Origin of the sequence: Streptomyces yerevanensis (assembly GCF_000716805.1) — a bacterium.
GTDB lineage: Bacteria > Actinomycetota > Actinomycetes > Streptomycetales > Streptomycetaceae > Streptomyces > Streptomyces flaveus.
On record NZ_JNWJ01000030.1, the window covers coordinates 23670 to 48099 of the forward strand.

The following is a 24430-nucleotide window of genomic DNA, read 5'->3' on the forward strand; positions in this document are numbered from 1 at the left end:
TCCACGCCTCGACTTGTTTCGGCAGTCCGAACGTCAGCGTGTAGGCATCCGGTTTTGTCGGCCCTATCCGCCTGGTGCGGCAGCGGCCCGCTGCACGTCGGCTGGGCTCGATCCCTACCCATAGCGGTGGGCCGCCCTACACCATCCCTTCGTGCGCGGCGCCGGTGGTCGGCCCCATGACGGTTACCGCCGAGCCGTCTATCGGCATGCCGGGCACAGGTTGTCGTCGTTGTACTCGTAATCAAAGAACTGACCTCGGCCTCTCCTCTGCTTCGGACACGCCAGGTCCGTGGTGGAGTGTGTCGTCACTGCCATGAGAGGCGGGGTGATGAGCGGTGACGCCTTCGCCCACCGAAGGTCTGTCACAAATTCTCGCCGGGCCCGGTCGTAGACAACGGGCCCCGGCCGACACAACCCGCTTCGGACGGTTCTCGTCGCCAGCGGCCTTCCCGCCCTCCTCGCACGCCGTTTCCGATGCTGTTCCGCCCGAGAGATCAGGACGCCATGAGTCAGTCCACGCACGCGTTCACCGCCTGGTACCGGCCGATGCTCGCCCGCCATGCTGGTGAGGAGCATCGTGCCGCCAGCGCGCTGGAGTTGTTCTTCGACCTTTGCTTCGTTGCCGCTGTCGCCCAGGCGTCGTCGGCGTTCGAGCATGAGATGGTCTCGGGCCATTCGGGGCGTGGTCTGCTGGGTTACGCGCTCGTGTTCTTCGCGATCTGGTGGGCCTGGATGAACTTCACCTGGTTCGCGGCGGCTTATGACACGGATGACGTCCCGTACCGTCTTCTGACGCTGATTCAGATCATCGGTGCCCTGATCGTGGCTGCGGGAGCCGCTGAGGCCCTGGAGAGCGGGGACTTCACTGTCATCACCTGGGGCTACGTGGTGATGCGGCTGGCCATGGTCAGTCAGTGGCTGCGCGCCGCCTGCACGGACCGGGAACGCCGGCGCACCGCGCTGCGGTACGCCGTGGGCATCCTGGTCCTGCAGGTCGGCTGGCTGGTGCGGCTGGCTCTGCCGGTCGACGGCGGGACAGCCACGTTCGCCGTCCTCGCCGCCTTGGAACTCGCGGTGCCGGTCTGGGCCGAGCGTGCCGAGGGCACCACCTGGCATCCACAGCACATAGCCGAGCGCTACGGTCTGTTCACTTTGATCGTGCTCGGCGAGTCCGTCATGGCCGCCAGCCTCGCCGTCGGTACCGCTCTGGACACCCACAAGAACCTCGGCTCCATCCTGCCCATCGCGCTGGGCGGGCTGCTGACCGTCTTCGCGCTGTGGTGGATGTACTTCGCCCAGGACGCGCCGCGCCGTCTCAGGACACAGAGGACGGCGATGCTGTGGGGCTACGGGCACTACGTCGTGTTCGCCGCCGCGGCTGCTGTCGGCGCGGCGCTCGCGGTCAACGTCGCCCACGTCACCGGCAGCCGTACGCTCACCAACGTCCAAGCCGCGGCTGTCTACACGGTGCCCGTCGCCCTCTTCGTCACCTGTGTGTGGCTGCTGCACCGACGGGCCGATCAGTTGTCCACGGCGGCCAACGTTCTTCCGCCTGTCGCGGCTCTGGCCATCCTCTCCTCGACGGTCACACCCTTCCCCGTACTGGGCACCGGCATCATCGCTTCCCTGCTCATCGCGGGCTCGCTCGTCCTCGTGCGGCACGAAGGTTCCGACGCCTGAGGGCACCCCGCGTCGGTCGGAGCGCCCTCAGTACCCTGCCGCGGAGCGTCAACAGTGCGCGCTAGACCCGGTCTTCGGGGGCGATGTACTCAAAGGTCGGGCCGGCCGCCAGGCCGTCGTCGTCCTGCATCGCCATCAGGCTCTGCGCCTGGCCCTTGGCCGCGTACATCGTGCCCACGGACATGCCCAGCATCGCCGGGTTGCCGTTGAAGGCCTGCTCCAGCATCTGCAGCATCTTGCAGTACGTCTGGTTGAACGTCTCCTGTGCGGTGCGGATCGCGCTGCCCTCGGGGTGGTCCGCCAACCGCTGGTTGGGGCGCACGGGCTGGACCCCGGCCAGGTCCACGGTCACAGGGTCGCCTGTGGGACCGGATTCCGGTGTGTCGCCCGGCTGATAGCGGCGCCCCACGGTGAGCTCCTGGAACCGGTAGTAGTGGGAGACGGCCTTGGTCTCGGGGTGGAACAGGTCCTTGTCCCCGTCCCAGACGTCGGCGCGTGCCGCACCCTCCCCCTGTTCGACGATCTCCTCCAGCGCCGCGAGTGCGGTGTTCAGGTCGGTGACGGGGGCGAGGTGGCCCGCCGTGTGAGCGAACGGGCCGCCGGAGACCTGCCGGGCGGGGTCGCCGGTGAAGACCCGCTCCTCGCCCAGTTCGGCGCACAGGTCCCGCAGGCCCTTCTCGACCGCGTCGTAGAACTGCCCGATCGTCTCGTAGTTGTCGCCTTCCGCCGGGTCTCCGGGGTGCGCGGGCTGTTCGAGGCGGAGGAACATGCCGAGGGCTTCCTTGCCGAACGGCAGGAGCGACAGCTCGATGGAGGGGTCGGCGTGCGGCATGGTCCGCGGATGCGGCGGCAGCATCTGCGGTGTGTCCAGGCGGGGTTCGCCGCCGACCGCGTTCAGCAGGTTCGCGACCAGGGCGAGATGGATCATCTCCTCGACGAACACGCCGCTGATCAACTGGGCGGCGTCCGCGTTGCGTTCGGGGTCGAGGGAGTAGAGCGCCGTCAGGTACGGCGGCAGTGTGGAGTGCTCGATCTCGATCGCCCACTGCAGGTGCCTGCGTAGGTCTTCCAGGGTCGCGATGCCGGTCGTCGCAGCGGCGGCGAGCGTGGTGGACTGGTCCTGAGGCATGGCGGAAAGCTCATTTCTGCTGGTCGGCGTAAGGGGTGCTCATGCAGTGGCCACAGGCTGAACGCCGCCGTCCTCACGGAGCGGAGAACGGGCCGGCCGTCCACGGCGGTGCGGGCACACCCTCTGAGGTCAATCCACTGACCGGCGAGTCGGAGCATCTGTGACATGCGCAGGTGCTGGCCTGATGTCACCACCCATGACACTGTTCGCAATATTCCACACTGATTCGATGCACAGCGAACGTGAGATAGTGTCAGTGTTCACGGGTGGCGGGCCTGCGGGCTGTGGCATCCGGGCGCTGGTGGCGGAGGGACAACTTCCCCTCCAAGCCTTCCTCGCCTGTTCCTTTGCGTTCCCGCTCTTCCGGGAGGCCGTGCTCATTCGCAGCTTGGTTTCGGCTGACGTGCCCGAGGAGTCGTCCAAGAAAGGTGTGTTCCATGGCTGAGCTGTTTTACGATGCGGACGCCGATCTGTCCCTCATCCAGAACCGCAGAGTCGCGGTCATCGGCTACGGCAGCCAGGGCCACGCCCATGCGCTGTCCCTGCAGGATTCCGGCGTCGACGTGCGCGTCGGCCTGCACGAGGGCTCCGCGTCCAGGGCCGTGGCCGAGGAACAGGGTCTGCGGGTGGTGACGGTGGCCGAGGCCGCCGCCGAAGCCGACGTCATCATGATCCTCGTACCGGATCCCCTCCAGGGCGAGATCTACGAGGAGCACATCGCCCCGCATCTCAGGGACGGCGACGCGTTGATCTTCGGCCACGGGTTCAACATCCGGTACGGCTTCGTCAAACCGCCGGCCGGCGTGGATGTCTGCATGGTCGCTCCCAAGGGCCCGGGCCATCTGGTGCGCCGTCAGTACGAGGAGGGCCGCGGTGTTCCGTGTCTGGTGGCCGTCGAGCAGGATGCGACCGGTCAGGCGCTGGCGCTGGCGCTGTCCTATGCGAAGGGCATCGGCGGCACCCGTGCCGGTGTCATCAGGACGACCTTCACCGAGGAGACCGAGACGGATCTCTTCGGCGAGCAGGCCGTTCTCGCCGGCGGTGTTTCCGCCCTGGTGAAGGCCGGTTTCGAGACGCTGACCGACGCCGGCTACCAGCCGGAGATCGCGTACTTCGAGTGCCTCCACGAGCTGAAGCTCATCGTGGACCTCATGTACGAGGGCGGCCTGGAGAAGATGCGCTGGTCGATCTCGGAGACGGCCGAGTGGGGCGACTACGTCACCGGCCCGCGGATCATCACCGATGCCACCCGGGCAGAGATGAAGAAGGTCCTCGCCGAGATCCAGGACGGCACCTTCGCCCGTGAGTGGATGGCCGAGTACCACGGCGGTCTGAAGAGGTACCACGAGTACCGGAAGCAGGACTCCGAACTGCTGCTGGAGACCACCGGCAAGGAACTGCGCAAGCTCATGAGCTGGGTCGACGAGGAGGCGTAGGTCGCGCGCCGCGGACGGGGCCGGGCTGTGCCTCCCCGTCCGCGGCGGCCCGTTCCGGGCCGCGGTACGCAGGTCGGATTCAGCCCATTTCCTCGAGTGCCTTGCCCTTCGTCTCCTTGACGAACTTCAGGACGAAGGGAATGGATAGCGCGGCGAAGAGCGTGTAGATCACGTACGTGCCGGAGAGGTTCCAGTCGGCCAGCGAAGGGAAGCTCGCCGTGATGGCCCAGTTGGCGATCCACTGCGCGGAGGCGGCCACTCCGAGGGCGGCGGCGCGGATCCGGTTGGGGAACATCTCGCCGAGCATGACCCAGACGATGACGCCCCAGGAAAGGGCGAAGAAGAGGACGAAGGCGTGGGCGGCTATCAGGGCGACCCATCCCTGGCCGGCCGGAAGCTCGCCGTCGACCGAGCGGGCGGAGAACGCCCACGCCTCCAGCGCCAGGGCGGCGGCCATGCCGACCGAGCCGACGATGGCCAGCGGCCTGCGCCCGACCCGGTCGACGAAGATCATCGCGATCATCGTGCCGACGATGTTGATGATCGACGTCGTGAACGAGTAGAAGAACGAGTCGGTCGGGTCGACGCCGACGGACTGCCACAGCGTCGAGGAGTAGTAGAACGCGACGTTGATGCCGACGAACTGCTGGAAGATCGACAGTCCGATGCCGACCCAGACGATCGGCTTGAAGAAGAAGCCACCGGCGCGCAGGTCCGCGAAGGTCGATCTCTCCTCCCCTCGCATGGCCGTCTCAATCTCGGCGACGCGGACATCGAGGTCGATCCCGTCGCCCTCGACCTCTTCGAGGATGCGGCGCGCCTTCTCGTGATGGCCGATGGAGATCAGGAAGCGAGGGGACTCCGGTATCGCGAAGGACAGCAGTCCGTAGAGCACGGCCGGAACCACCATCACGCCGAGCATGACCTGCCAGGCCTCGATGCCCAGCAGCTTGCCCCGCTGGTCGCCGCCCGCTGCGTTCAGCAGGCCCCAGTTGACCAGTTGGGAGATCGCGATGCCGATGACGATGGCGGCCTGCTGGAAGGAGCCGAGCCGGCCGCGGTAGGCGGGCGGGGAGACTTCGGCGATGTAGGCCGGGCCGATCACGGAGGCCATGCCGATGGCGATCCCGCCGATGACCCGCCACATCGCCAGGTCCCACAGTGCGAAGGGCAGGGCGGAGCCGATGGCGCTGACAGTGAAGAGGACCGCGGCGATCTGCATGCAGCGGATCCGGCCGATGCGGTCGGCGATCCGGCCGGCGGTCGCCGCGCCGATCGCACAGCCGATCAGGGCGATGGCGATGACCTGGGCCAGCACCGCCGAACCGACGTCGTACCGGTCCCGGATGGCCTCGACCGCGCCGTTGATGACGGAACTGTCGTAGCCGAAGAGGAAGCCGCCCATCGCGGCCGCAGCCGCGATGGAGACGACGTGGGCGAGAGGGGCGGGGTGAGCCGCCTGGGCTGGCGACGGGGGTGTCTCAGCAGTGCTGGTCACATGAACTCCTTGTGCCACTGGTCTGGGAGCGCGGTGTCTCGTCCTGAAGACCGGTGGGGCCCGGACGGTGTGACACGGTTGCGTCGGCCGATCGGTTCTGGCTGTCCGGGAGTTCGGGCAGGTCCTCCAGGAAGTCCGCGGACGGCGTGAAGAACAGGGCGCCCGTGACTGCGGTGGAGAAGTCCAGGATCCGGTCGTGCGACACCGTTTCCGTGCCCAGGAACATGCGCTCCAGCATCGTCTCGGTGACTTCGGGGCTGCGGGCGTACCCGATGAAGTACGTACCGAACTCCTCGGTGCCCACCGTGCCGAACGGCATGTTGTCGCGGAGGATCTCCCTCTCGGTGCCGTCCGCGTCCGTCACGGTGGTGAGGGCGACGTGGGAGTCCGGCGGTTTGACGTCCTCCGCCAGTTCCACGTCGGAGAGTTTCCGTCGGCCGATCACCCGCTCCTGGGCTTCGACCGGCAGGGCTTCCCAGGCGTCGAGGTCGTGGAGGTACTTCTGCACCACCACGTAACTGCCGCCTGCGAAGCCGGGATCCTCCTCCCCTACGAGCACGGCGGCCTGTGCCTGGGCACCCGTGGGGTTCTCCGTGCCGTCGACGAACCCGAGGAGGTCTCGTTCCTCGAAGTACTGGAAGCCGTGTACTTCGTCCTGCACCGTGACCGCTCCGCGCAGTCGGCTCATGATCTCGGTGGCGAGGGCGAAGCACAGGTCCTGTCGCGCGGCGCGTATGTGGAGCAGTAGGTCGCCAGGGGTGGCGACGGCTCGGTGCCGCGAGCCGTGCAGTTCCTTGAAGGAGCGCAGACGGGCCGGGCGTTCTCCGGCGAACAGGCGGTCCCAGGCGTGGGACCCGACGCCGGTCACACAGCTGAGCAGGCCGTCGGGGTGGGCGCGGAACCCCACGGCACGTTCCAGTGAGCCGATGTCCGGGAGGAGTTCGCGAACGGTCCTCTCGCCGCCTTCGTCAATCGTGACGACCAGGAAGATCGCCGCACTGGTCAGTGGAGACAAGATCGTCTGAGGCACGGGTTCCTCGACCCCTTCGGACATGGATCATCACTTTCGGCTGCGGCAGCGGTGGTGGGCGGACTCAGCGCCAGGGGGCGCTCAATGGCTCAGTCGATCGGTTCGGGACAGTTCACGCGCTTCCTCGCGCGTCAGGGGACGCGGTGTGGCCGCCGCCGCGATGGCTAGCGAGCGCCCCTCGTCCAGCACCCCGCGCGCGTGCAACTCCTCCAGAAGTTCCGCCAGCGCCCGGGAGTTCGCCATGACCCTTTCCGCGGTCCGGGCGAGGAACGGCTGGTCGACCAGGTCGGGCACCTCGGCCTCCTGGACCTCCTGGACCTCCATCCGGTAGATGCAGATCTCGCGGCGGCCCGTCGAGACTTTGCTCCAGCCGTCCAGGACGCGCCATCGCCCCTCGCTCCCGCGAAGGGGCGGTCCCTCGGCCGTGGCGGCCGCCTGGAGTTCGGCCTCCAGCTCCTGGTGCCGCTCGTCCGGCACATGCAGTTCCAGGGCGAATCGGCGCAGGGGCCGTCCGCTGTGGATGGACGTGTCCGAGGGCAGCTGTGCGGCGGCGAGTTCGCGCATCGCACCGAGCAGCTCGATGTCCAGTGTCGTCATCTGTGGCTCTCTTCTGGCGTAGGGGCGGTTCTGTGGTGTCGCGGGCAGGCGGTCGCCGTGCCGGGTCAGGAACTGACCTCGGGCGCGGGGCGGCCGGCGAGCCATTCCCGGTAGCTGGTCTGCGCGACGAAGGCGCCGGCGCCCGGAAGAAGGTCCACGGGGCGCGGACGGGCGCCGAAGAAGGGGCTGTGGGCGTGTGTGCGGACGGGCCGGCAGTCCGCGTCCGTCGCAAGGGCGATACGTACGAACCGGTCCAGCCCGAACTGTTCGGGACCGGCGATCTCACGCATTCCGCCCAGGGGCCGGGACACCGCGATGTGCGCGAGGTACATCGCCACGTCCGTCAAGGACACCGGCTGCACCCTCAGCGCTGGCACCTGGACGACTCCGTCCTCGGTGGCCGTGTCCGCGATTCCCTCGGCGGCCTCGAACAACTGCGTGCTGCGGAGGATGGAGTAGGAGGTGCCGGAGCGCTCGATCATGGCTTCCCGCGCCTGCAGCGCCCGGAAGGCGCCTTCACCTTGCACCCGGTCCACGCCGACCGCGGAAAGGCACACATGGTGTCGCACCCCGGCGGCGATCGCGGCACGGAGGAGTCGGCCGGTGGAGCTGAGCCACGAACCGAGGTGAGCCGCCTCGTCCCCGGCCTGACCGTTCCTCGTCGGGAACGTGCCGGTGGCCGGGGACGGTTGATGAGCGAGATCGATCACCACCGCACAGTCGTGCAGGGCGTCGGCGACCTCCTCCGGCGTGAGGGAGTCGAGCCCCATGGGCGCCGAGACCATGCCCACCTCGTGCCCGTGGTCTCTGACCCACAGAGCTGTCTCGACGCCCATGAGTCCGCCGTCGTCGAACACCACGATCTTCATGCCACAACCTCCTCTTGCGACCGGCCTCGCGGGCGTTCACGGACCGTGCCGGTGCGGGAACGCCCGGGTCGGCTGAGGGGTTTGACCGGGCTGGTGCCCGATGTGTGACACCTGGGGTCGTGGCTCAGGGGCGCGGGACCTGGGGAGCGACGTCCCCGGTGACCGGCTGGCCGGCAGAGCGGGTGGTCTTGCTCTTGGCGACCGGGTCGACGCGGCAGAACGCGGCCTCCAGCGTGCCCCCGAGCACGGTGTTTACGGTGTCGTTGTTGGACGTGTTCGCCATGGACGTCATGCTGCGTCTGCCGTCATCCGTGGTGAAGGCGTAGGTGTAGTAGCCCTGGACGGTGCCGGTGTGGCCGTAGACCGTCACGCCGCAGGACAGCTTCCTGCCACGCAGTCCCAGCCCGTAGGACTGGGTGCCGTCCGCGTTCACCGAGACCATGCTCATCATGGCCTGCAGTTGCGGCCTCGGAACCAGCTTGCCGGTCGCCACGGCGCCGAAGAACCGGTTCAGGTCCGCCGCACTCAAGATCACGGCTCCGGCGGACTGGGCCCAGGAGGCGGTCTGCTCGGTGGAGTCCACCAGCGGCAGCGTGGCGTCGTCGTCACGGACGTAGCCCCGCGCGTAGGCGCCGGTGAGGGTCGTTCGCGGATGCACGTACGAGGTGTTCTTCAGGCCGGGCGGCTGGAAGATCCGCTGATCGTAGTGCGTGGCCATCGGCACACCCGTGACGTGCTCGATCAGCTCGCCCAGGACCACGAAGTTGGTGTTGGAGTAGCTGTAGGCGGCCCCCGGCGCGTTGGTGAGCTGGTGTGCGGTCGAGAGGTCAATGAGTTCCTGGTACGTGAACACCTTGTTCTGGACCGCCTCGAAGCCAGGAACAGTGTGATAGAACATGTCATTCGTATAGTCCCACAGGCCGCTGCGGTGGCATCAGCAGATACCGCACCGTGATCCGGTCGTCCGGCAGCGGCTCGGCGAGGTAGTCGTTCGCGGGCGCGTCGAGGTCGATGCGCCCCTCGGCGACGAGTTACATCAGCACGACGGTGGTGAAGCTCTCGGTGACGCTGCCGACGCGGAACCTGCGGTCGGCGTCCATCGCAGTGCCGGAGGCGGTGTCCGCCTTGCCCGGGGAGATCCGGTAGCGGGACGTACTGGAGTCGATACGGGTGAGCGCGCTGGGCGCTCCGTCGGCCATCGCCTGCTTCTGGACGGCCAGTACGCCCGCGACCGACGGGGCGGGAAGGGTGGTTGTGCGGGCGGCGCCCGCGGGCGTCACGGCCACGGCGACCATCACGACGGCGCCTGCGAGCACGGTGCTCGCGTTCCTGATACGCATCCAGTTCCTTGTGACGTGATCGGGTGGAGACACTCACGGCACGGCACCCAGGCAGAGGCGGTCCTGGCGGTCGATGACAGGCCGGAGAGCGCCGGACGCAACGATAACGGACACAGTGTGGAGAACCGCAAGGTGAGGGAGATGTTGTCAATGGTGCAACCCGCGCTGATGACTTCGGTGTTCGCCAACTTCCGTCAGTACCTGCTGGGTTGGGGTACGGAGAGGTGGCCGGCAGACGGCGTCGACCGGTTTCGCAGCGGACTGGCCGCCCCTCAGTTCAACGGCGTGGTGCGGCTACTGTCGCCGTCAGCGGTCGGGGCGGTTCGCCGGGAGCTGACGGGAGTGCCCTGGTGGTGGTGGGTCGGGCCCGACAGTCCGGAGAACACGGCCGGTCTCCTGCGACGCCACGGCGGACGGCAGGTCGCAAGCCTTCCGGTCATGGTGCGCTCACTCGCGCGGCCGACCGGACCGCAGGAAGCGCACGCGGGGCTGCGGGTGGAACGGGTCCGGGATGCGGAACGGCTGGCGGAACTGGTCGGCACGTACCGGACCTCGATGGGTGTCGGGCCCGAACTGCAGGCCGGGATGGTGCGCATCGAGTCGCGGCGCGAGGACAACGCGGACATCGTCCGCCTGGCCGCGGTGCTGGAGGAAAGGGTGGTCGGGACCACTGTGGTGATCGCCGCCCACGGCGTGGCCGGGATCTTCCTCGTCCATGTGTCCGAGGCGCACCGCCGGCGGGGTGTCGGTGCGGCGTTGACAGCCGCCGCGCTCCGGGTGGGGCGGGAGCGGGGCATGGGCGCGGCAGCACTCGTGGCTAGTCCCGCCGGTGAGGCACTGTACCGGCGGTTCGGCTTCACGCCGGTGTGGGCGTATCGCCTGTTCGACTTCCCTGCCTGGGACGCGGTCCCCCGACAGGCGGGAGCGTCAGATGAGTTCCAGTCCGCCGTCGACGGTGATCACCTGGCCGGTCGCGTGCCGTCCCGCGGGGTCGGCCATCCGCAGGACCCAGTGAGCAACCTCGTCGGCGCTCGCGATGTGGTGGGTGGGGATGCGCTCGCGTTCATAGCCGTACATGTCGTCGGCGGCCTCCGGCGTGAGTCCGGCGCGCAGCATGACGTCGGTGCGCGTGGGGCCGGGAGCGACGGCGTTGACACGAACGCCCTCCTCCGCCAGCTCCAACGCCCAACTGCGCGTCATCTGTTCGATGGCGGCCTTGCTGGCTGAGTAGTGCGCGCCTCCCGCCATGGGCCGGTGCCCATAGGTGCTGGAGAGGTTGATGATCGTGCCGGAGGTCTCGCGCAGGTGCGGCAGAGCCGCGTGGGCGAGGAGGCTCGGCGCGACGACGTTCAGGGCGAGCAGGTTCGTGATCGTCCGCTCGTCGGTGTCGGCCAGTCTCATCACCGCTGTGGCACCTGCATTGTTGATCAGGTGGTCGATGCGTCCCCACCGCTGTATGGCGGTTCTGATCACCTCGGCGGGTGCTCCCTCACCGCAGACGTCGATCGCCAGGATGTCGATGCCGCGGTGCAGCGCGGCGGTCTCCTTCAGCGGTCCCTCACGCCGCCCCACCCCGAGCACCTGCGCGCCGGCCTCGGCGAAGGCGACGGCCGTGGCCCGGCCGATACCGGAACCGGCTCCGGTCACGACGGCCACGTGGCCCGCGAAGATCTGGTCGGAAGAGTCTGCGGACATCGCACGTTCCTTACTTTCTTCACTACGTTCTTCACTGGTACGCACACACAATATGGTGTGTTATCGCGCGACCGTCAAACATTGAACAGTGTGACATGGTCAATGGCTTGTCACGCGGCGTGCCGGACGGGCCGGGCGGCGGGGCCGGGCGCCGGCGGCATTCGGCGCACCTGGCCTTCGGAGGCGAGCACCTTCACCAGGCCGTCCAGGTCGCCGGTGTGGGCGGCTGTCCGGAACGCGGCGGCGAGGCGACGGTGCGACTCGACGGGGACCGGGCGCTCCCGACCGGACTCCAGACGGGCCTGCGCCCGGTGGACCACCACGCGTGCGTTCGGGGCGCTGATCCGCAGCAGCCCTGCCAGTTCGGCGTAGGCGTAGCCGAAACCCTTGCGCAGTACGTAGGCGGCCAGCCGGTCCGGCGTCAGCCGCGCCATGAGCAGGGCCAGGGCCCCCTCGACCGCAACGGTCCGCTCGACGCTCAGCACGGGGTCCGGGGCGGCCCGGTCACCGAGGTCGGCCAACTGCGGCTCGATCGGGACCTCGTGGCGATGCCGAGCGGAGCGGACGACGTTGATGGCCAGCCGGGTCGTGGCCGTCACCAGGAACGCGGCCGGATTGTCGATCTCCGCGCGCTGGGTGAGCTGCCAGCGCAGCCACACCTCCTGGACCACGTCCTCGGCTCCGGTGACGTCGCCGAGAATGCGGTAGGCGATACGGAAGAGCCGTGTCCGCTCGGCCAGGAAGGTGTCGAGGGCGGCGTCCATGTCGTCGTCCCGGGCCGGCCGGGCGATCGCGGGTTCGGTCGTCGTCTGCGTGCCGGTCGCGGGCATGGGGAACTCCTCATCGTGGAAGGGCGCCCGGCAGGGCGTGGTTCCACCCTCGCTGCGGGACACCGGCCCCCGCGCCCTTACTTCCCGTGGTGGAGTCCGTGGGACCCCATGGGCCGCGCGTGGAAACCCGTGGGCACCCCGTAAGAACCCGTGGTCGAGTCCGTGGGGCCCCGCGGCCGGCGTCAGGCGCTCCGCATCGTGTCCTCGTCGTGGAGGTCATCGGCCGGGGCGTCCCCCAGGGCACCGGGCAGCGCGCGACGTGAGTTGATGCCGAGCTTCATGTACACCTTGCGCAGGTGCCACTCCACGGTGTGCGGGCTGATGAACAGCTCCGCGCCGATCTTCGCGTTCGTCATGCCGTCGGCGGCGAGCGCGGCGACCTGGGACTCCTGGGGAGTCAGGGCGCTGGTCGGCCTGTCCTCCCGCACGCTGACGTGCTCGCCGGTGGCGAGCAGTTCGCGGCGGGCCCGCTCGGCGAAGGCGTGCGCACGCATGCCGTCGAACATCTCGTGAGCCGTACGCAGTTGTTCCCGGGCCGACGAGCGGCGCTGGCTGCGGCGCAGCCACTCGCCGTATAGCAGGTGGGTGCGCGCCACCTCCACGGCCACACCGCCGCGCTCGAACTCCTCGATCGCGGTCCGGTACAGCCGGTCGGCCGCGTCGCCGTCGGCGAGGAGTGCCTGGCCGCGGGCGGCGGCGCCGCGTGCCCATCCGGAGTCGGCGGACCGGGTGAGTTCGATCAGCCGGGCCAGCGAGGCGCGGGCCTGGTCGAGTTCACCGCACCGGGTGGCGGCCTCGACGTGTTCCACCAGCGACAGACCGGTGAAGTTGAATCCGTCGTGCTCGATGCCCGCACGCGCGGCCTCCAGCGCCTCCTCGTAGCGCCCCAGGCCGTTGAAGAGCACCCCCTGGATGTAGCCCGTGGCGCCCAACAGGGAGACCTCGCCGGTCTGTTCGGCCCGCTGTCTGGCTTCGTCGATGATGCCGGTGGCGACCTCCGCCTCGCCGCGCCACGCGGCCAGGACCAGGGTCGCGTACTTGTGCGGGGCGTGGCCCGTGGCAGCGGTGAGCGCGTCGGCCTCGTCGATCATCCGGTCGGCCTCGGGGAAGTCTCCGTAGTGGATGTGCACTCCGCCGGCGTAGATGAGGGCCGGGGGCAGAGCGCCGAGCGCTCCGACGTCGCGGGCCAGGCGCACTGCCCGGCCCGACAGCGCGTCCCATGCGTGCAGGTCCCAGGCGTAGTGAATGAACGCTTCCAGGGCGACCGGGACCAGCAGCAGCCAGCGCATGACCGCTTCCCGGGTGGCGAGTTCCTCGTGTACGAGCAGGTCCAGCGCGCTCTGCAAGGCCGGGAGTCCGGTCTCGTACCCGTCCGCGAGAAGCGCGGCGACGCCGTCGAGGAGACGGTCGGCGGCCACCGAACCGGAGGGGGACGCCCCCGAGTTGCGGGCAGCGATCGCCGCCGCGCGGGCGCCGGTCGGGCCGTGGACGCGGCCGGCGAAGATGGTCGCGCTGATCGCTTCCAGGTAGGTCTCGCGGGCCAGCGGCGACCCGGCGGCGGTGAACTGCGCGGCGGCCGCCAGCAGCAGAGGTGCCGCCTCGTCGCTGCGGCTGCGGGCGAAGAGGATCCGGGCCCGCAGGCGCGCCAGCCGGGCACGGTCCAGAGTGCTCAGGGGACACAGTTCGGCCACCGTCGCGAGTTCGGTGGCCCGGTCGGGCGCCGCGGCGGAGAAGTGTGCCTCGGAAGCTGCGAGGGCCCGGCGGCCGCGCGCCCACGCGTCCGGTGTCACCTCGGCCGCGCGCTCCAGCAGCACCGCCTCGGCAGCGATGCCGCCGCGCTGCCGTGCGCGGTCGGCGGCCTGCTCAAGGCCGGCGGCGACGTCCTCGTCCGGCCCGTCGGTGGCCTGGGCGGCATGCCAGGCGCGCCGGTCGGGGTCAAGCACCGGGTCCGTGACGTCGGCCAGCGCCCGGTGCACCGCCCGGCGTTCCTCGGGTGTGGCTCCCTGGTAGACGGCGGAACGGACCAGCGGATGCCGGAACCTGACGGACTCCCCGAACTCGATCAGTCCGGCCGCCTTGGCCGGTGCCGCGTAGGGAACGATCTCGAGCCGGGCGGCCGCGCGCACCAGCAGGCGCGCGTCACCGACCGGTTCGGCCGCGGCGATCAGCAGCAGGGTGCGCGTCGCCGCCGGGAGGGAACCGATCCGGCCGGCGAAGTCGCGTTCGACGCGGTTCGCGACCGGCCCGTAGGCGCCCGGCCGGGCCGACGAGTCGAGTCCGTAGGCCAGCTCGGCGGCGCTGCGGCCGCGGGAGAACTCAAGCAGCGCGAGGGGGTTGCCGTCCATCTCCGTCACGAACCGGTCCCGGACCCGCTTCTCCAGCCGGCCGCCGACGACGGATTCCAGGAGCTGTCCGGCCGCGGCGGTGTCCAGACCTTCCAGCCGAAGGGTCGGCAGCCCGTTGAGGGCGGCCCCGCCCTCGGGGTCCCGCACCGAGAACGCAATGGCGACGGCCTCGGCGAGCAGTCGGCGCGCCACGAACTCCAGCGTCTGCAGGGACACTTGGTCCAGCCACTGGGCGTCGTCGACCAGGACGAGTACCGGCCGGGCCTCGGAGGCCCGGGTGAGCAGGGTCAGCACGGCGAGTCCGACGAGAAAACGGTCGGGGGGATCTCCGGCGGCCATGCCGAACGCCACGCGCAGGGCGTCGCGTTGAGGTTCCGGAAGTTCGTCCAGCTCGCCGAGGAACGGTGTGCACACCTGGTGCAGGCTGGCGTAGGGCAGCTCCATGTCCGCCTCGATGCCGTGCGCCCAGGTCACCTTCACCCGCGACGCCTGCGCGGCCGCGTACTCCAGCAGCACCGACTTCCCCGTGCCGGCCTCGCCGCGGACCACCAGGATGCGAGGCCCGCCTTCGCTCAGCCCGGCCAGCAGGTCCTCGAGCGCCGCGCACTCGCGTTGCCGGCCGACCAGGTCGGGAAGCGGGCTGGCGATCATGCGACGCGGCTCCTCGGGACATCTGGGGACGAAAAGATCCCACAACATGGTCGGAACAAGCCTTGTAACGATATCCGGAGCGCCTCACACCCTGTGTGTCCGTTGCCTGTGACAGTCTCCACGTCCGGAAATCCTCGGGAGTTGTCACAAAAGAGCCCGCTGTCCGGTCGACCAGTGCCGATGATCTCGCCCGTCGCCCGCCGCAGGAGGCCCCCCGTGTCATCGCTCGGACACCAGCTCGCCACATCCGTGCTCGTTGTGGGAGCCGGTGGATCAGGCCTGCGCGCGGCCATCGAGGTCGCGGAGGCCGGTGTCGCGGTCATCGCCGTGGCCAAGCGCACGGCCGAGAGTACGCCCGCGGCCATGGGAACCTCGGGCTCCGCGTGGCCGTCGGCCGGCTCCAGTCCCGACGACGTGTGGCAGCGGCATGCTGCCGAAACGCTGCGGGAGGGCCGTCTGCTGGCCGATCCCCGCACCGCCCAGGTCGTCGCCCGCTACGCGGAGCAGGGCTTCCAGGACGTGGGACGCTACGGCCCGCGCCGGTCCGGCCACCCGTACGACAGCGCCGCGTTCACCGGTGAGCATGCCGGGCCGGGGGTGCACCGGGCACTGCAGACCCGCGCGGCGGAGCTCGGCATCCCCGTCCTCACCGGCGTGTACGTCACCCAGCTGCTGGTCGACGACGGAACGGTCTTCGGTGCCTACGGGTTCGACCTCGTCGACGGCTCGCGCTACCTCGTGCACGCAGACTCCGTGATCCTCGCGGCCGGAGGGCACACCCGCATCTGGCGGCGCACGTCGTCGCGCCGTGACGAGAGCGGCGGCGACGCCTTCCGCCTCGCCGTCGAGGCGGGCGCCCGGTTGCGCGACCCCGAGCTGGTGCAGTTCCATCCCCTCGGTCTGGTCGGGCCGGAGCACGTGGCCGGCCTGCTCGTCGACGAGGCGGCACGCGGTGAGGGCGGAGTGCTGCTCAACAACCTCGGTGAACGGTTCATGGCGCGCTACGACACCGAGCGCATGGAGCGCTGCAGCCAGGACAGGGTCGCCGCGGCCGCCTATACCGAGATCAAGGAGGGGCGCGGCACCCAGACCGGCGGGGTGTGGCTCGATCTGTCCCATCTCCCGCGCGAGACCGTCCTGACACGGCTCCCCCAAGTGCACCAGACCTTGCTGGACGTGCAGACACTCGACATCACCCGTGATCCGGTCGAGGTCACGCCGACTGCCCAGTATTCCCTGGGCGGGGTCTGGGTGAGACCCAAGGACCACAGCACCGATGTCAACGGGCTCTACGTGATCGGGGAGGCGGCCGGCGGACTGCACGGCGCGAACCGACTGGAGGAGAACTCGTTGATCGAACTCCTCGTCTACGGCCGGATCGCGGGCCGGGCCGCGGCGGAGTACTCGGCCCGGCTCACCGTGCAGCAACGCTCCCCCGCGGCGGTGCGCGCCGCGGAGAGTGACGTGTCCCGCCTGCTGGCTGCCAACGGCGACCAGAACATCCGCGCCCTGCTGCGCTCGGTGCGCCACCTGATGACGGAACACGCCGGCGTCGTGCGCGACGAGGCCGGGCTCGCCGCCGGGCTCGCCGGACTCGCCGAGATCGAGGCTCGCACGGCTCACGCCGGGATCCACATCGACATCGGCGGCTTCCAGGACCTCGCGTACGCCTACGACCTCAGGTCCACCCTGCTCGCCGCGCGCGCGACACTGGAGTGCGCACGGGAGCGCAGGGAGACACGGGGCAGTCACCACCGGTCCGACCACCCTGATGTCGACCCCGACCTGACGGCCACTCTGGTGTGGTCCCCGGCGACCGGGGTACGGCGCGAGCCCGTCCCGCCCATCCCCACCCATATCGCCGAGTTGGTGCGGGACGTCTCGGCCGACGCCGGGTCACCGGAGCGGAGACGGTGACCCCGGGAGAAGGCGTCCGGCTCAGTTCTTGCCGTGCCGCGGGGCGGTCGGCGTCTCCGGCAGGTGACGCGACGCCCACCTGGCCAGTTCGCTGAGGATGGGCATGAGGGCCGTTCCGTCCGGGGTGAGGCGGTACCGGACCATGACCGGCGGTCCGGGCTCCACCTCGCGCACGGTGAGTCCCGCGCCGGACAGTTCGGAGAGGCGCTCCGAGAGGACGGAGTCGCTGATGCCGTCCACCGCACGCCGCAACTCGGCGTAGCCCAGGGGCCCGTGCTGCAAGGTGGCCAGGATGACGCCGTTCCATCGCTTGCCGAGAAAGCCGAAGGCCCGTGTCAGAGCCCCGTCGCACGCCGCCGGATGGTGCTGCCCGGTAGGGGCGTCGCCCGCACCGGGCGATCGGGGGTCCGCTGCTTCCTTCATGCACACAGGATAGCCAGGGTGCTACTCTCCTCGATGTCACTCTGTTTTCCGAAGTACCATCGAATGATGAAGTAGCTTCACATTTGCGAGCAAGGAGAGTTCGACGTGACCACCTCGGTCCCCCTTTCCCGTGTCAGCGACGAAGCCAAAGCCGCGCTCTTCGCCGACGCGCGCACCACGTACTCCTTCGCCGACACGGCTGTCGCCGACGCGACGCTGACCGACATCTGGGAACTGGCCCGCTGGGCCCCGACCGCCGCGAACCTGCAGCCGCTGCGTGTCCTGTACGTCCGGACGCCTCAGGGCAAAGCACGCCTGCTGCCGCACCTCGACGAGGGGAACCGGCCCAAGTCGGCCTCCGCGCCCGCCGTCGCGATCCTGGCCGTGGACAACCGCTTCCACGAGCACATCCCGCACATCCTGCCGATCCGGCCCCAGATGAAGGAGTACTTCGCCGACGACCCCGCTCAGCGGGACAGCATCACGTCCTTCAACGGCCCTCTCCAGGCGGGCTACTTCATCCTCTCCGTCCGTGCCTGCGGCCTCGCCGCCGGACCGATGGCCGGCTTCGACGCCGCAGGGATCGACAAGGAGTTCTTCCCGGACAGCGACTGGCACTCCGTCCTCGTCGTGAACATCGGCCACCCGGCCGGTCCCCCGGAGTTCGACCGCATGCCGCGCCTCGCGCACGAGGACGCCGTCGCCTGGGCCTGAGACGACGGGCACCGGGTCAGGACGGTTCGAACTGGACGACCACGCGGTAGCCGGCGGGTTCCGAGGTGATGTGGAGACCGGGATCGTCGAACATCCGCTGCATCGAGGAGAGCCACTCGGGATCGGCGGTGGCGCGGTCGAGGGCGAGGCCCGAACTCCAGTCGGCGATGTGGACGAACCGCACCTCGGGCGCGTCGGCGAGCGGCCGGTGCAGACGGGAGCGGAGAAAACCGGGCTGGTGCGCCATGATCCCGGCGTTCTCCTGGTAGACCTCGATGAAACGCTCAGCTTCCTCCACCGGCACGCTGTAGCTCTTGATGACCGTGACCGGGCCGTCGACACCAGTCTTCGTATCCAAGGACTGACTCATACGCTAACGACCGGGCACGGCCCGGTTCTGTGACAGGTGAGCGGGGAGCAGGGACAGCAGTCGCACATTGGTGTGGCTCTCGGTTCCCGGTGTGGCGGTGTAGACGACGAGCCGTTGGGACTGGTCCGGGTCGACGAGTGTCTGGCAGTGCAGGTCCAGCGTCCCGAGCTGGGGGTGGAGAAAACGCTTGGGAGCGCAGGCGGGCCCCAGTACGGGACGCTTCCGCCAGATGTCGGCGAACTCGGAGCTCTCCTCGATGAGTGCGTCCACGAGCTCGGCGGCCCGCGAGTGCGCGCCGTCGCGGGTGTAGGCACCGTGGAGATCCGCCACCATCAGACGGCTCTGCTCCGCGTGCTCGCTCTCCGGGCGGATCAGGCGGGAGGCGGGGTCGGTGAACCAGCGGTAGTGGGCGCTGCGGGCCAGTCCGGTGTACGCCGTCACGTCGCCCAGCAGTGCCACGGCCGGACGTGTCTGCTTCAGCGTCTCCCCGAGGTGGTTCATCACCAGGGCGGGAGTGTCCTCGAGCCGGTCCAGGATGCGCATCATTCCCGGATCGACGTGATCCTCCCTCCGCACCCGGCGCGGCACGCCATGCCCTCCGAGCCGGAAGAGGTGGTCCCGCTCCTCCAGGGACAGGCGCAGGCCGCGGGCCAGCGCGGCGAGCATCTGCTCGGAGGGGTGGGGGCCTCGTGGCTGCTCGAGGCGGCTGTAGTAGTCCACCGACATGTCGCACAGTGCCGCGACCTCCTCGCGGCGCAGTCCTCCGGTGCGCCTGCGGCGCCCACGGGGAAGGCCGACGTCCTCCGGCTGGAGCGCCTCGCGGCGGGCCCGGAGAAAAGCTGCCAGAGCTGCTCGGTCCGCCATCACTGTCCTCTCTGCCGGGACGTGCGTCGTCCTCACCTTTCGGCTGGGTGAACGATGCGATCAGGACGATGCATTCCCGTGACACGGTGTGTTCCGCTGCCGCGGACCGTGCTGTCCTCTCCGTGCGACGCCGCCGGGCCGCCTCACCGGGTGATCGCCTTGGTCTCCAGGAATTCTTCGAGCCCGGCACGGCCCATCTCCCGGCCGTTGCCGGACTGTTTGTACCCGCCGAAGGGCGCCTGGAAGTTGTGCTGCCCGCCGTTGACGTCGACCTGGCCGACGCGCAGGCGCCGGGCGATCGCCATGGCGTGCTCCTCCTCACCGGACACCGCACCGTTGAGCCCGTAGATGGTGCCGTTGGCCATCTCGACGGCGTGGTCGTCGTCGGCGTAGGGGATGACCACGAGGACGGGGCCGAAGATCTCCTCCTGGGCGATGACCGACTCCGGGTCGACGTCCGCGAAGATCGTGGGTCTGACGTAGGCACCGCTCTCCAGGCCCTCCGGCCGGCCGGGGCCGCCGACCACGAGCGTGGCGCCGTCGGCGACGCCGCGGCGGATGTAGTCGTCGACGCGGCGGCGCTGGGTCTCCGAGGCGAGCGGGCCGATCCGCGTGCCCTCGTCGGTGGGATCACCGACGACGTACTCCTCGGCCGCCGCCCGCAACTTCTCCACCACCGTCTCCTGGAGCCCCGCGGGCACGAGCATCCGCACGTAGGCGCCGCAGGCCTGGCCGGCGTTGGCCCAGGCGAAGGCCAGGCCGCGGGTGACGGCAGCGTCGAGGTCGGCCTCGGGAAGGATGATGTGGGCGGCTTTGCCGCCCAGTTCGAGGGCGACCCGCTTGATGGTGCCGGAGGCCGCCACGAACACGGCCCGGCCGGCCCGAGTGGATCCAGTGAAGGAGATCATGTCGACCTTCGGGTGCCGTGTGAGTGCCTCGCCGACGACCGGGCCGGTGCCCTGCACCACGTTGAACACACCGTCGGGCAGGTCGGCTTCGGTGGCTATTTCGGCGAACATCCGCGCGCTGAGCGGGGAGAGCTCCGAGGGCTTGAGGACGACGGTGTTACCCGCGAGCATCGCGGGGACGACCTTGGTCACGAGTTGCTGGAGCGGGAAATTCCACGGAGTGATCGCGCCTACGACACCAATGGGCTCGCGGACCACGAGCGAGTTCTCCACCACCGACGTCCACTCGAACTGCTCGGCCGCCGCGATCGCGGCCAGGATCGAGGCGACCGGGAAACCCACCTGCGCCTGCCGGGAGAAGCTGATCGGCGCGCCCATCTCCTGGGTGATGGTGGCCGCCAGTTCCTCACGGTGCTTCTCCAGGCCCTCGGCCAGGCGCCGCATGACGGCCGCCCGCAGCTCCACGGACGCCGACGCCCACCCGTCAAACGCGGCGAGCGCGGCACCCACCGCCAGGTCCACGTCCTCGGCCGTGCCCTCGTGGAACGTGGCGACGACCGATTCGTCGGCGGGATTCACCACATCGATCAGCGGCCCCGAACCGCGGACGGCACGGCCGTCGATCCAGTGGGACGGAGCAGGGAAAGGAACCGTGTGTTCTTCGTTCATGCCGCCAGGGAACACCGGTCGCCGCACGGCATCCATGCCCTCTCAGACCCATGATCCGCGTCACTCCCCCGTCACGGCAGCGCCTCACCGCGACAGCATCGGCCGCCGGAGCTGTTGTTATGCTCCCCCTCGTGCAGAGGTCAGGGTGAGCAGCCGGGACGATCCGAGGCAGCTGCGGGGCCGCCGCCGTGAGCGCGAGGCGCTCGACGCTATGGCCGCTGAGGTGGAAGCAGGACACAGCGCCGTTCTGGTCCTGCGGGGCGACGCCGGAATCGGGAAGTCCGCTCTGCTGAATCATCTGGAATCCCGTGTCACGAGGCACCGCATCGCCCGTGGGGCGGGGGCCGAGTCGGAGATGGAGCTGCCGTTCGCGGGACTGCACCAGCTGTGCGCCCCGTTCCTCGACCGCCTCGACCGCCTTCCGCCTCCGCAACGAGAAGCCCTGGCCACCGCGTTCGGGATGAGTGACGGCCCGCCTCCCGACCGATTCCTCGTCGGCCTCGCCGTACTCGGACTGCTGACCGACGTCGCCGCCGAGCAGCCCCTGTTCTGCCTCGTGGACGACACGCAGTGGCTCGACCGGGTCTCCGCGCAGATCTTGGCATTCGTGGCACGGCGGATGCTCGCCGAGCCCCTGGCCCTGGTGTTCGCCTCCCGTGAGCAGCGCAGACGCGACGAGCTGGCGGGTCTTCCCGAGCTGACGGTCGGTGGACTCGACGACACCGACGCCCGCAGCCTGCTGAGTGCCTCGGTCGGCGAACCGATGGACACCCAGATCCGCGACCGCATCCTTGCCGAAGCCCGCGGCAACCCGCTCGCCCTGCTGGAACTGCCGCACGACCGCCCTGACATGGGAACGACGGACGGACTCCACCGCAGCGGTCCTGGTCCCGTGTCGGGCCGCATCGAGCGCAGCTACCTCGGGCGGGTCCACGCGCTGCCGGCCGCGACACAACGCCTGCTCCTCATCGCCGCCGCCGAGCCGATCGGCGACGTGGCGCTGCTCCGGCGTGCCGCCGGGCACCTGGGCATCAGCCCGAGCGCGATCGACCCGGCGGTGGCGGAAGGGCTGCTGGTCGTCGGCGCACTCGTGCGATTTCGGCATCCGCTGCTGCGCTCCGCCGTCTATCGCTCGGCCGGCCTCGCGGAACTGCGGGAAGCCCACCGGGCGTTGGCGGAGGTGACCGACCCCGCCCTCGATCCCGACCGCCGTGCGTGGCACCTGGCGCGGGCGACGGTGCGGCCGGACGAAGCGATCGCCGGTGAGCTGGAGGCATCGGCCGGGCGGGCGGCGGCGCGCGGCGCCACCGCGGCGGCGGCCGCCTTCCTCGCCCACGCGGCCGTCCTGACGTCCCACCCCCGGCGCAAGGCGACGCGTGCCCTCGCCGCGGCCCAGGCGAAGATCCGCGCCGGTGCGCCCGCCGCCGCGCGCGAACTCCTGGCACTGGCCCGCAGCGGAGCCCTCGACGAACTCCACCGCGCCCGCGCGGACCTGGTCCAGGCCCAGATCGCCTTTGCCTCAGGACGCATGGATGAAGCGGTCCCCCTGCTTCTCGGCACCGCACGCCGCCTGCTGCCGCTCGACACCGACCTGGCCCATGAGACCTTCCTGGACGCTCTGTCGGCCGCCATGTTCGCCGGCCGCCTCGCCGCTGACGCGGACGCGCGCGAGGTGGCAGCGGCCGCGCGACGGACACCGCCGTCCTCCACCGGGCCGACGCGTACCGCGGACGTACTGCTGGACGCCCTGGCCACGCGGTTCACCGACGACTACCGCGCCGCGGTGCCTTCCGCGCACAGCGTGCTGCGCCTGTTCCGCCGGGAGGCCGACCCGGAGCAGATCCTGCGCTGGTCGTGGCTGGTCTCGGCACTTGCGGCCGAGATGTGGGACGACGAGAGCTGGACGGAGCTGGCGGCACGCCACGTACGGACCGCCCGCGCAGTCGGCGCGCTGGCCGAACTGCCGCTCGCCCTCAACTCACGCGTGGTCGTCCACACATGCGCCGGGGAACTGGCCGAGGCGGCCCTCCTCATCGCGGAGATCACCCGTGTCCAGGAAGCGGTCGGCGGCAGCTTCACACCGTTCGGCACGATGTCACTGGTCGCCTGGCAAGGACGGGCGGGCGAGGCCCTACCGCTGATCAAGGCGGGCCTGGAGAGCGCCGTGCAGCGCGGTGAGGGCATCGGCGTGGCCATAGCGCGAAGGGCGGAGGCCGTGCTCCTCAACGGTCTGGGCCGGTTCGAGGAGGCGTTCGAAGCGGCCCGTTCGGCGAGCGCGCATCCGCAGGACCTCGTCGCGGCCAACTGGGGACTGGCCGAGCTGGTGGAGGCCGGCGAGCGCAGCGGCCGCCACGACGCCGCCCGCGCCGCCCTGGATCGCCTCGTGCGGGCCACCGAGGCCGCTGGCACGGACTGGGCCCTGGGCGTCCAGGCACGCTCCCGGGCGCTGCTCGGCCAGGGCGCCGCAGCCGAGGAACACTACCGCGAGGCGATCGAACGCCTCGGGCGTACCAAGGTGGCGATGGAACTGGCCCGGGCACACCTGCTGTACGGGGAGTGGCTGCGGCGGGAGAGCCGCCGCAGCGACGCCCGGGAGCAACTGCATGAGGCACACGCCCTGTTCACGCGGTTCGGAGCGGAAGCATTTGCCGACCGCGCCGTCCGCGGGTTGCGGGCCACCGGTGAGTCGGTGGCCCGGCGTGACAGTCGCGCCACGGCGACCCTCACCGCCCAGGAGGCCCAGATCGCGCAGCTGGCACGGGACGGGCTCACCAACTCCGAGATCGGCGCCCAGTTGTTCCTGAGCCCGCACACCGTGGAATGGCATCTGCGGAAGGTGTACGCCAAGCTCGGCATCGCCTCCCGGCGGTCCCTGCACACGGCGCTGTGACCGGCAGCTGCTGAGCAGGGCGGACGGGGCGGTCCGCACCGGCCAGGGGCCGGATGTCACACGTTTGTCGTCGGCACGGTCTGTGTGGCGGGGACATGTTTGGCCACGGTCCCGTATCCCGGCCGAGAGGAAGACCCATGATCACACGCCTCGTCTCCGTCGCCGAAGGCGAGCGGCTCACTCGCTCCATCGCGATCGGCACCCACATGCTGACCGCCGACGAACCGGAGCCCTCGGGCGCCGATGCCGGCCCCACTCCGGGAGAGCTGCTGCTGGCCGCGCTCGGGTCGTGCACGTCCATGGCCGTGCGGGCCCTGGCCGAACGGCGCGGCTGGCGACTCGACCGTGTGGACGTGGCCGTGCGGTTCGGCGGGCAGGGGCGCATCGTCAAGAACGTGGGGCTGACCGGTGAGCTGGATCCGGCCCAGCGGGAGCAGTTGCTGGCGGCAGCCGGGCGCTGTCCCGTGCACCGCCTGCTGACGCGCGAGATGACGATCGTCACCGTGCCCGCGTTGTTGGCGGAACCCGAGGGCGTCTCCCCTGCCCAACCGTTGTCGCCGTGAGCGGACCGTGGC

19 protein-coding genes and 2 pseudogenes are annotated in these 24430 nt (G+C 70.1%); 7 read left to right on the forward strand and 14 right to left on the reverse strand.

Annotated elements, in window-relative coordinates:
* The first annotated feature begins 504 nt into the window (after positions 1–504).
* Positions 505–1680: a low temperature requirement protein A gene (locus OP79_RS28460; protein ID WP_033324156.1), complete on the forward strand. Its 1176-nt coding sequence runs from the start codon at positions 505–507 to the stop codon at positions 1678–1680.
* Between the two features lie 61 nt (positions 1681–1741).
* Here OP79_RS28460 and OP79_RS28465 read toward each other — a convergent pair whose 3' ends face one another.
* Entirely contained in the window at positions 1742–2809 is a 1068-nt protein-coding gene (locus OP79_RS28465; protein ID WP_033324158.1) for a ferritin-like domain-containing protein, read from the reverse strand.
* Between the two features lie 437 nt (positions 2810–3246).
* On the opposite strand from OP79_RS28465, the gene ilvC reads away from it, so the two are divergent.
* Positions 3247–4245: a ketol-acid reductoisomerase gene (gene ilvC / locus OP79_RS28475; RefSeq protein ID WP_033324161.1), complete on the forward strand. Its 999-nt coding sequence runs from the start codon at positions 3247–3249 to the stop codon at positions 4243–4245.
* A gap of 79 nt (positions 4246–4324) precedes the next feature.
* Here the strand turns inward: ilvC and OP79_RS28480 are convergent, their stop codons facing one another.
* The 6 genes and pseudogenes from OP79_RS28480 to OP79_RS57210 all read right to left on the reverse strand — a co-directional run bounded on the left by OP79_RS28480 (position 4325) and on the right by OP79_RS57210 (position 10296).
* Positions 4325–5743, reverse strand: coding sequence for a sugar porter family MFS transporter (locus tag OP79_RS28480; RefSeq protein ID WP_033324163.1), 1419 nt, complete (start codon positions 5741–5743; stop codon positions 4325–4327).
* Positions 5727–6797 carry a Dyp-type peroxidase gene (locus OP79_RS28485; RefSeq protein ID WP_078492056.1) on the reverse strand — a complete coding sequence of 357 codons (1071 nt, stop codon included), beginning with the start codon at positions 6795–6797 and terminating at the stop codon, positions 5727–5729. Before OP79_RS28485 ends, OP79_RS28480 begins: the two co-directional genes overlap by 17 nt.
* 57 nt (positions 6798–6854) lie before the next feature.
* Positions 6855–7370: a hypothetical protein gene (locus tag OP79_RS28490; protein ID WP_033324165.1), complete on the reverse strand. Its 516-nt coding sequence runs from the start codon at positions 7368–7370 to the stop codon at positions 6855–6857.
* Between the two features lie 65 nt (positions 7371–7435).
* Positions 7436–8239 carry an SDR family oxidoreductase gene (locus OP79_RS28495; protein ID WP_033324167.1) on the reverse strand — a complete coding sequence of 268 codons (804 nt, stop codon included), beginning with the start codon at positions 8237–8239 and terminating at the stop codon, positions 7436–7438.
* Positions 8240–8363: 124 nt separating this feature from the next.
* Positions 8364–9579, reverse strand: a pseudogene (locus OP79_RS49870) (serine hydrolase domain-containing protein).
* Between the two features lie 447 nt (positions 9580–10026).
* Complete coding sequence (locus tag OP79_RS57210; RefSeq protein ID WP_033324169.1) at positions 10027–10296, reverse strand: hypothetical protein; 270 nt, start codon at positions 10294–10296, stop codon at positions 10027–10029.
* Between OP79_RS57210 and OP79_RS57215 the strand changes: the two are divergent.
* Positions 10237–10386: pseudogene (locus OP79_RS57215) on the forward strand (GNAT family N-acetyltransferase); the annotation flags it as partial. The gene OP79_RS57210 and the pseudogene OP79_RS57215 overlap by 60 nt on opposite strands.
* 120 nt (positions 10387–10506) lie before the next feature.
* On the opposite strand, the gene OP79_RS28510 reads toward OP79_RS57215, so the two are convergent.
* The 3 genes from OP79_RS28510 to OP79_RS28520 form a co-directional block, all read right to left on the reverse strand.
* Complete coding sequence (locus OP79_RS28510; RefSeq protein WP_033324171.1) at positions 10507–11274, reverse strand: SDR family NAD(P)-dependent oxidoreductase; 768 nt, start codon at positions 11272–11274, stop codon at positions 10507–10509.
* A 110-nt stretch (positions 11275–11384) separates the two neighbouring features.
* Complete coding sequence (locus OP79_RS28515) at positions 11385–12104, reverse strand: sigma factor (RefSeq protein ID WP_033324173.1); 720 nt, start codon at positions 12102–12104, stop codon at positions 11385–11387.
* Between the two features lie 182 nt (positions 12105–12286).
* The gene (locus OP79_RS28520) at positions 12287–15100 is read right to left on the reverse strand and encodes a helix-turn-helix transcriptional regulator (RefSeq protein ID WP_033324175.1); all 2814 of its coding nucleotides are present in this window, start codon (positions 15098–15100) and stop codon (positions 12287–12289) included.
* Positions 15101–15280: 180 nt separating this feature from the next.
* On the opposite strand from OP79_RS28520, the gene OP79_RS28525 reads away from it, so the two are divergent.
* Positions 15281–17017, forward strand: a complete 1737-nt coding sequence (locus OP79_RS28525) for an FAD-binding protein (protein WP_051744986.1) — start codon at positions 15281–15283, stop codon at positions 17015–17017.
* A 21-nt stretch (positions 17018–17038) separates the two neighbouring features.
* Here OP79_RS28525 and OP79_RS28530 read toward each other — a convergent pair whose 3' ends face one another.
* The gene (locus OP79_RS28530; RefSeq protein ID WP_033324178.1) at positions 17039–17440 is read right to left on the reverse strand and encodes a winged helix-turn-helix transcriptional regulator; all 402 of its coding nucleotides are present in this window, start codon (positions 17438–17440) and stop codon (positions 17039–17041) included.
* A 105-nt stretch (positions 17441–17545) separates the two neighbouring features.
* Between OP79_RS28530 and OP79_RS28535 the strand changes: the two genes are divergently transcribed.
* A complete protein-coding gene (locus OP79_RS28535) occupies positions 17546–18154 on the forward strand; it encodes a malonic semialdehyde reductase (RefSeq protein ID WP_033324180.1) in 609 nt (202 codons plus the stop codon).
* 16 nt (positions 18155–18170) lie between these two features.
* On the opposite strand, the gene OP79_RS28540 is transcribed toward OP79_RS28535, so the two are convergent.
* From OP79_RS28540 to OP79_RS28550, 3 genes are all read right to left on the reverse strand, one after another.
* Positions 18171–18512 carry an antibiotic biosynthesis monooxygenase family protein gene (locus OP79_RS28540; RefSeq protein ID WP_245685473.1) on the reverse strand — a complete coding sequence of 114 codons (342 nt, stop codon included), beginning with the start codon at positions 18510–18512 and terminating at the stop codon, positions 18171–18173.
* A gap of 15 nt (positions 18513–18527) precedes the next feature.
* Entirely contained in the window at positions 18528–19388 is an 861-nt protein-coding gene (locus tag OP79_RS28545) for a helix-turn-helix transcriptional regulator (RefSeq protein WP_033324183.1), read from the reverse strand.
* 143 nt (positions 19389–19531) lie between these two features.
* Positions 19532–20965, reverse strand: a complete 1434-nt coding sequence (locus OP79_RS28550; RefSeq protein WP_033324185.1) for an aldehyde dehydrogenase family protein — start codon at positions 20963–20965, stop codon at positions 19532–19534.
* A gap of 211 nt (positions 20966–21176) precedes the next feature.
* On the opposite strand from OP79_RS28550, the gene OP79_RS28555 reads away from it, so the two are divergent.
* Both OP79_RS28555 and OP79_RS28560 read left to right on the forward strand, forming a co-directional pair.
* Positions 21177–23855 (forward strand): helix-turn-helix transcriptional regulator, encoded by a 2679-nt coding sequence (locus OP79_RS28555; protein WP_245685481.1) that lies wholly within the window; start codon positions 21177–21179, stop codon positions 23853–23855.
* 137 nt (positions 23856–23992) lie between these two features.
* On the forward strand, positions 23993–24418 hold the full coding sequence (locus OP79_RS28560; RefSeq protein WP_033324188.1) for an OsmC family protein: 426 nt from the start codon (positions 23993–23995) through the stop codon (positions 24416–24418).
* Positions 24419–24430: the final 12 nt, after the last annotated feature.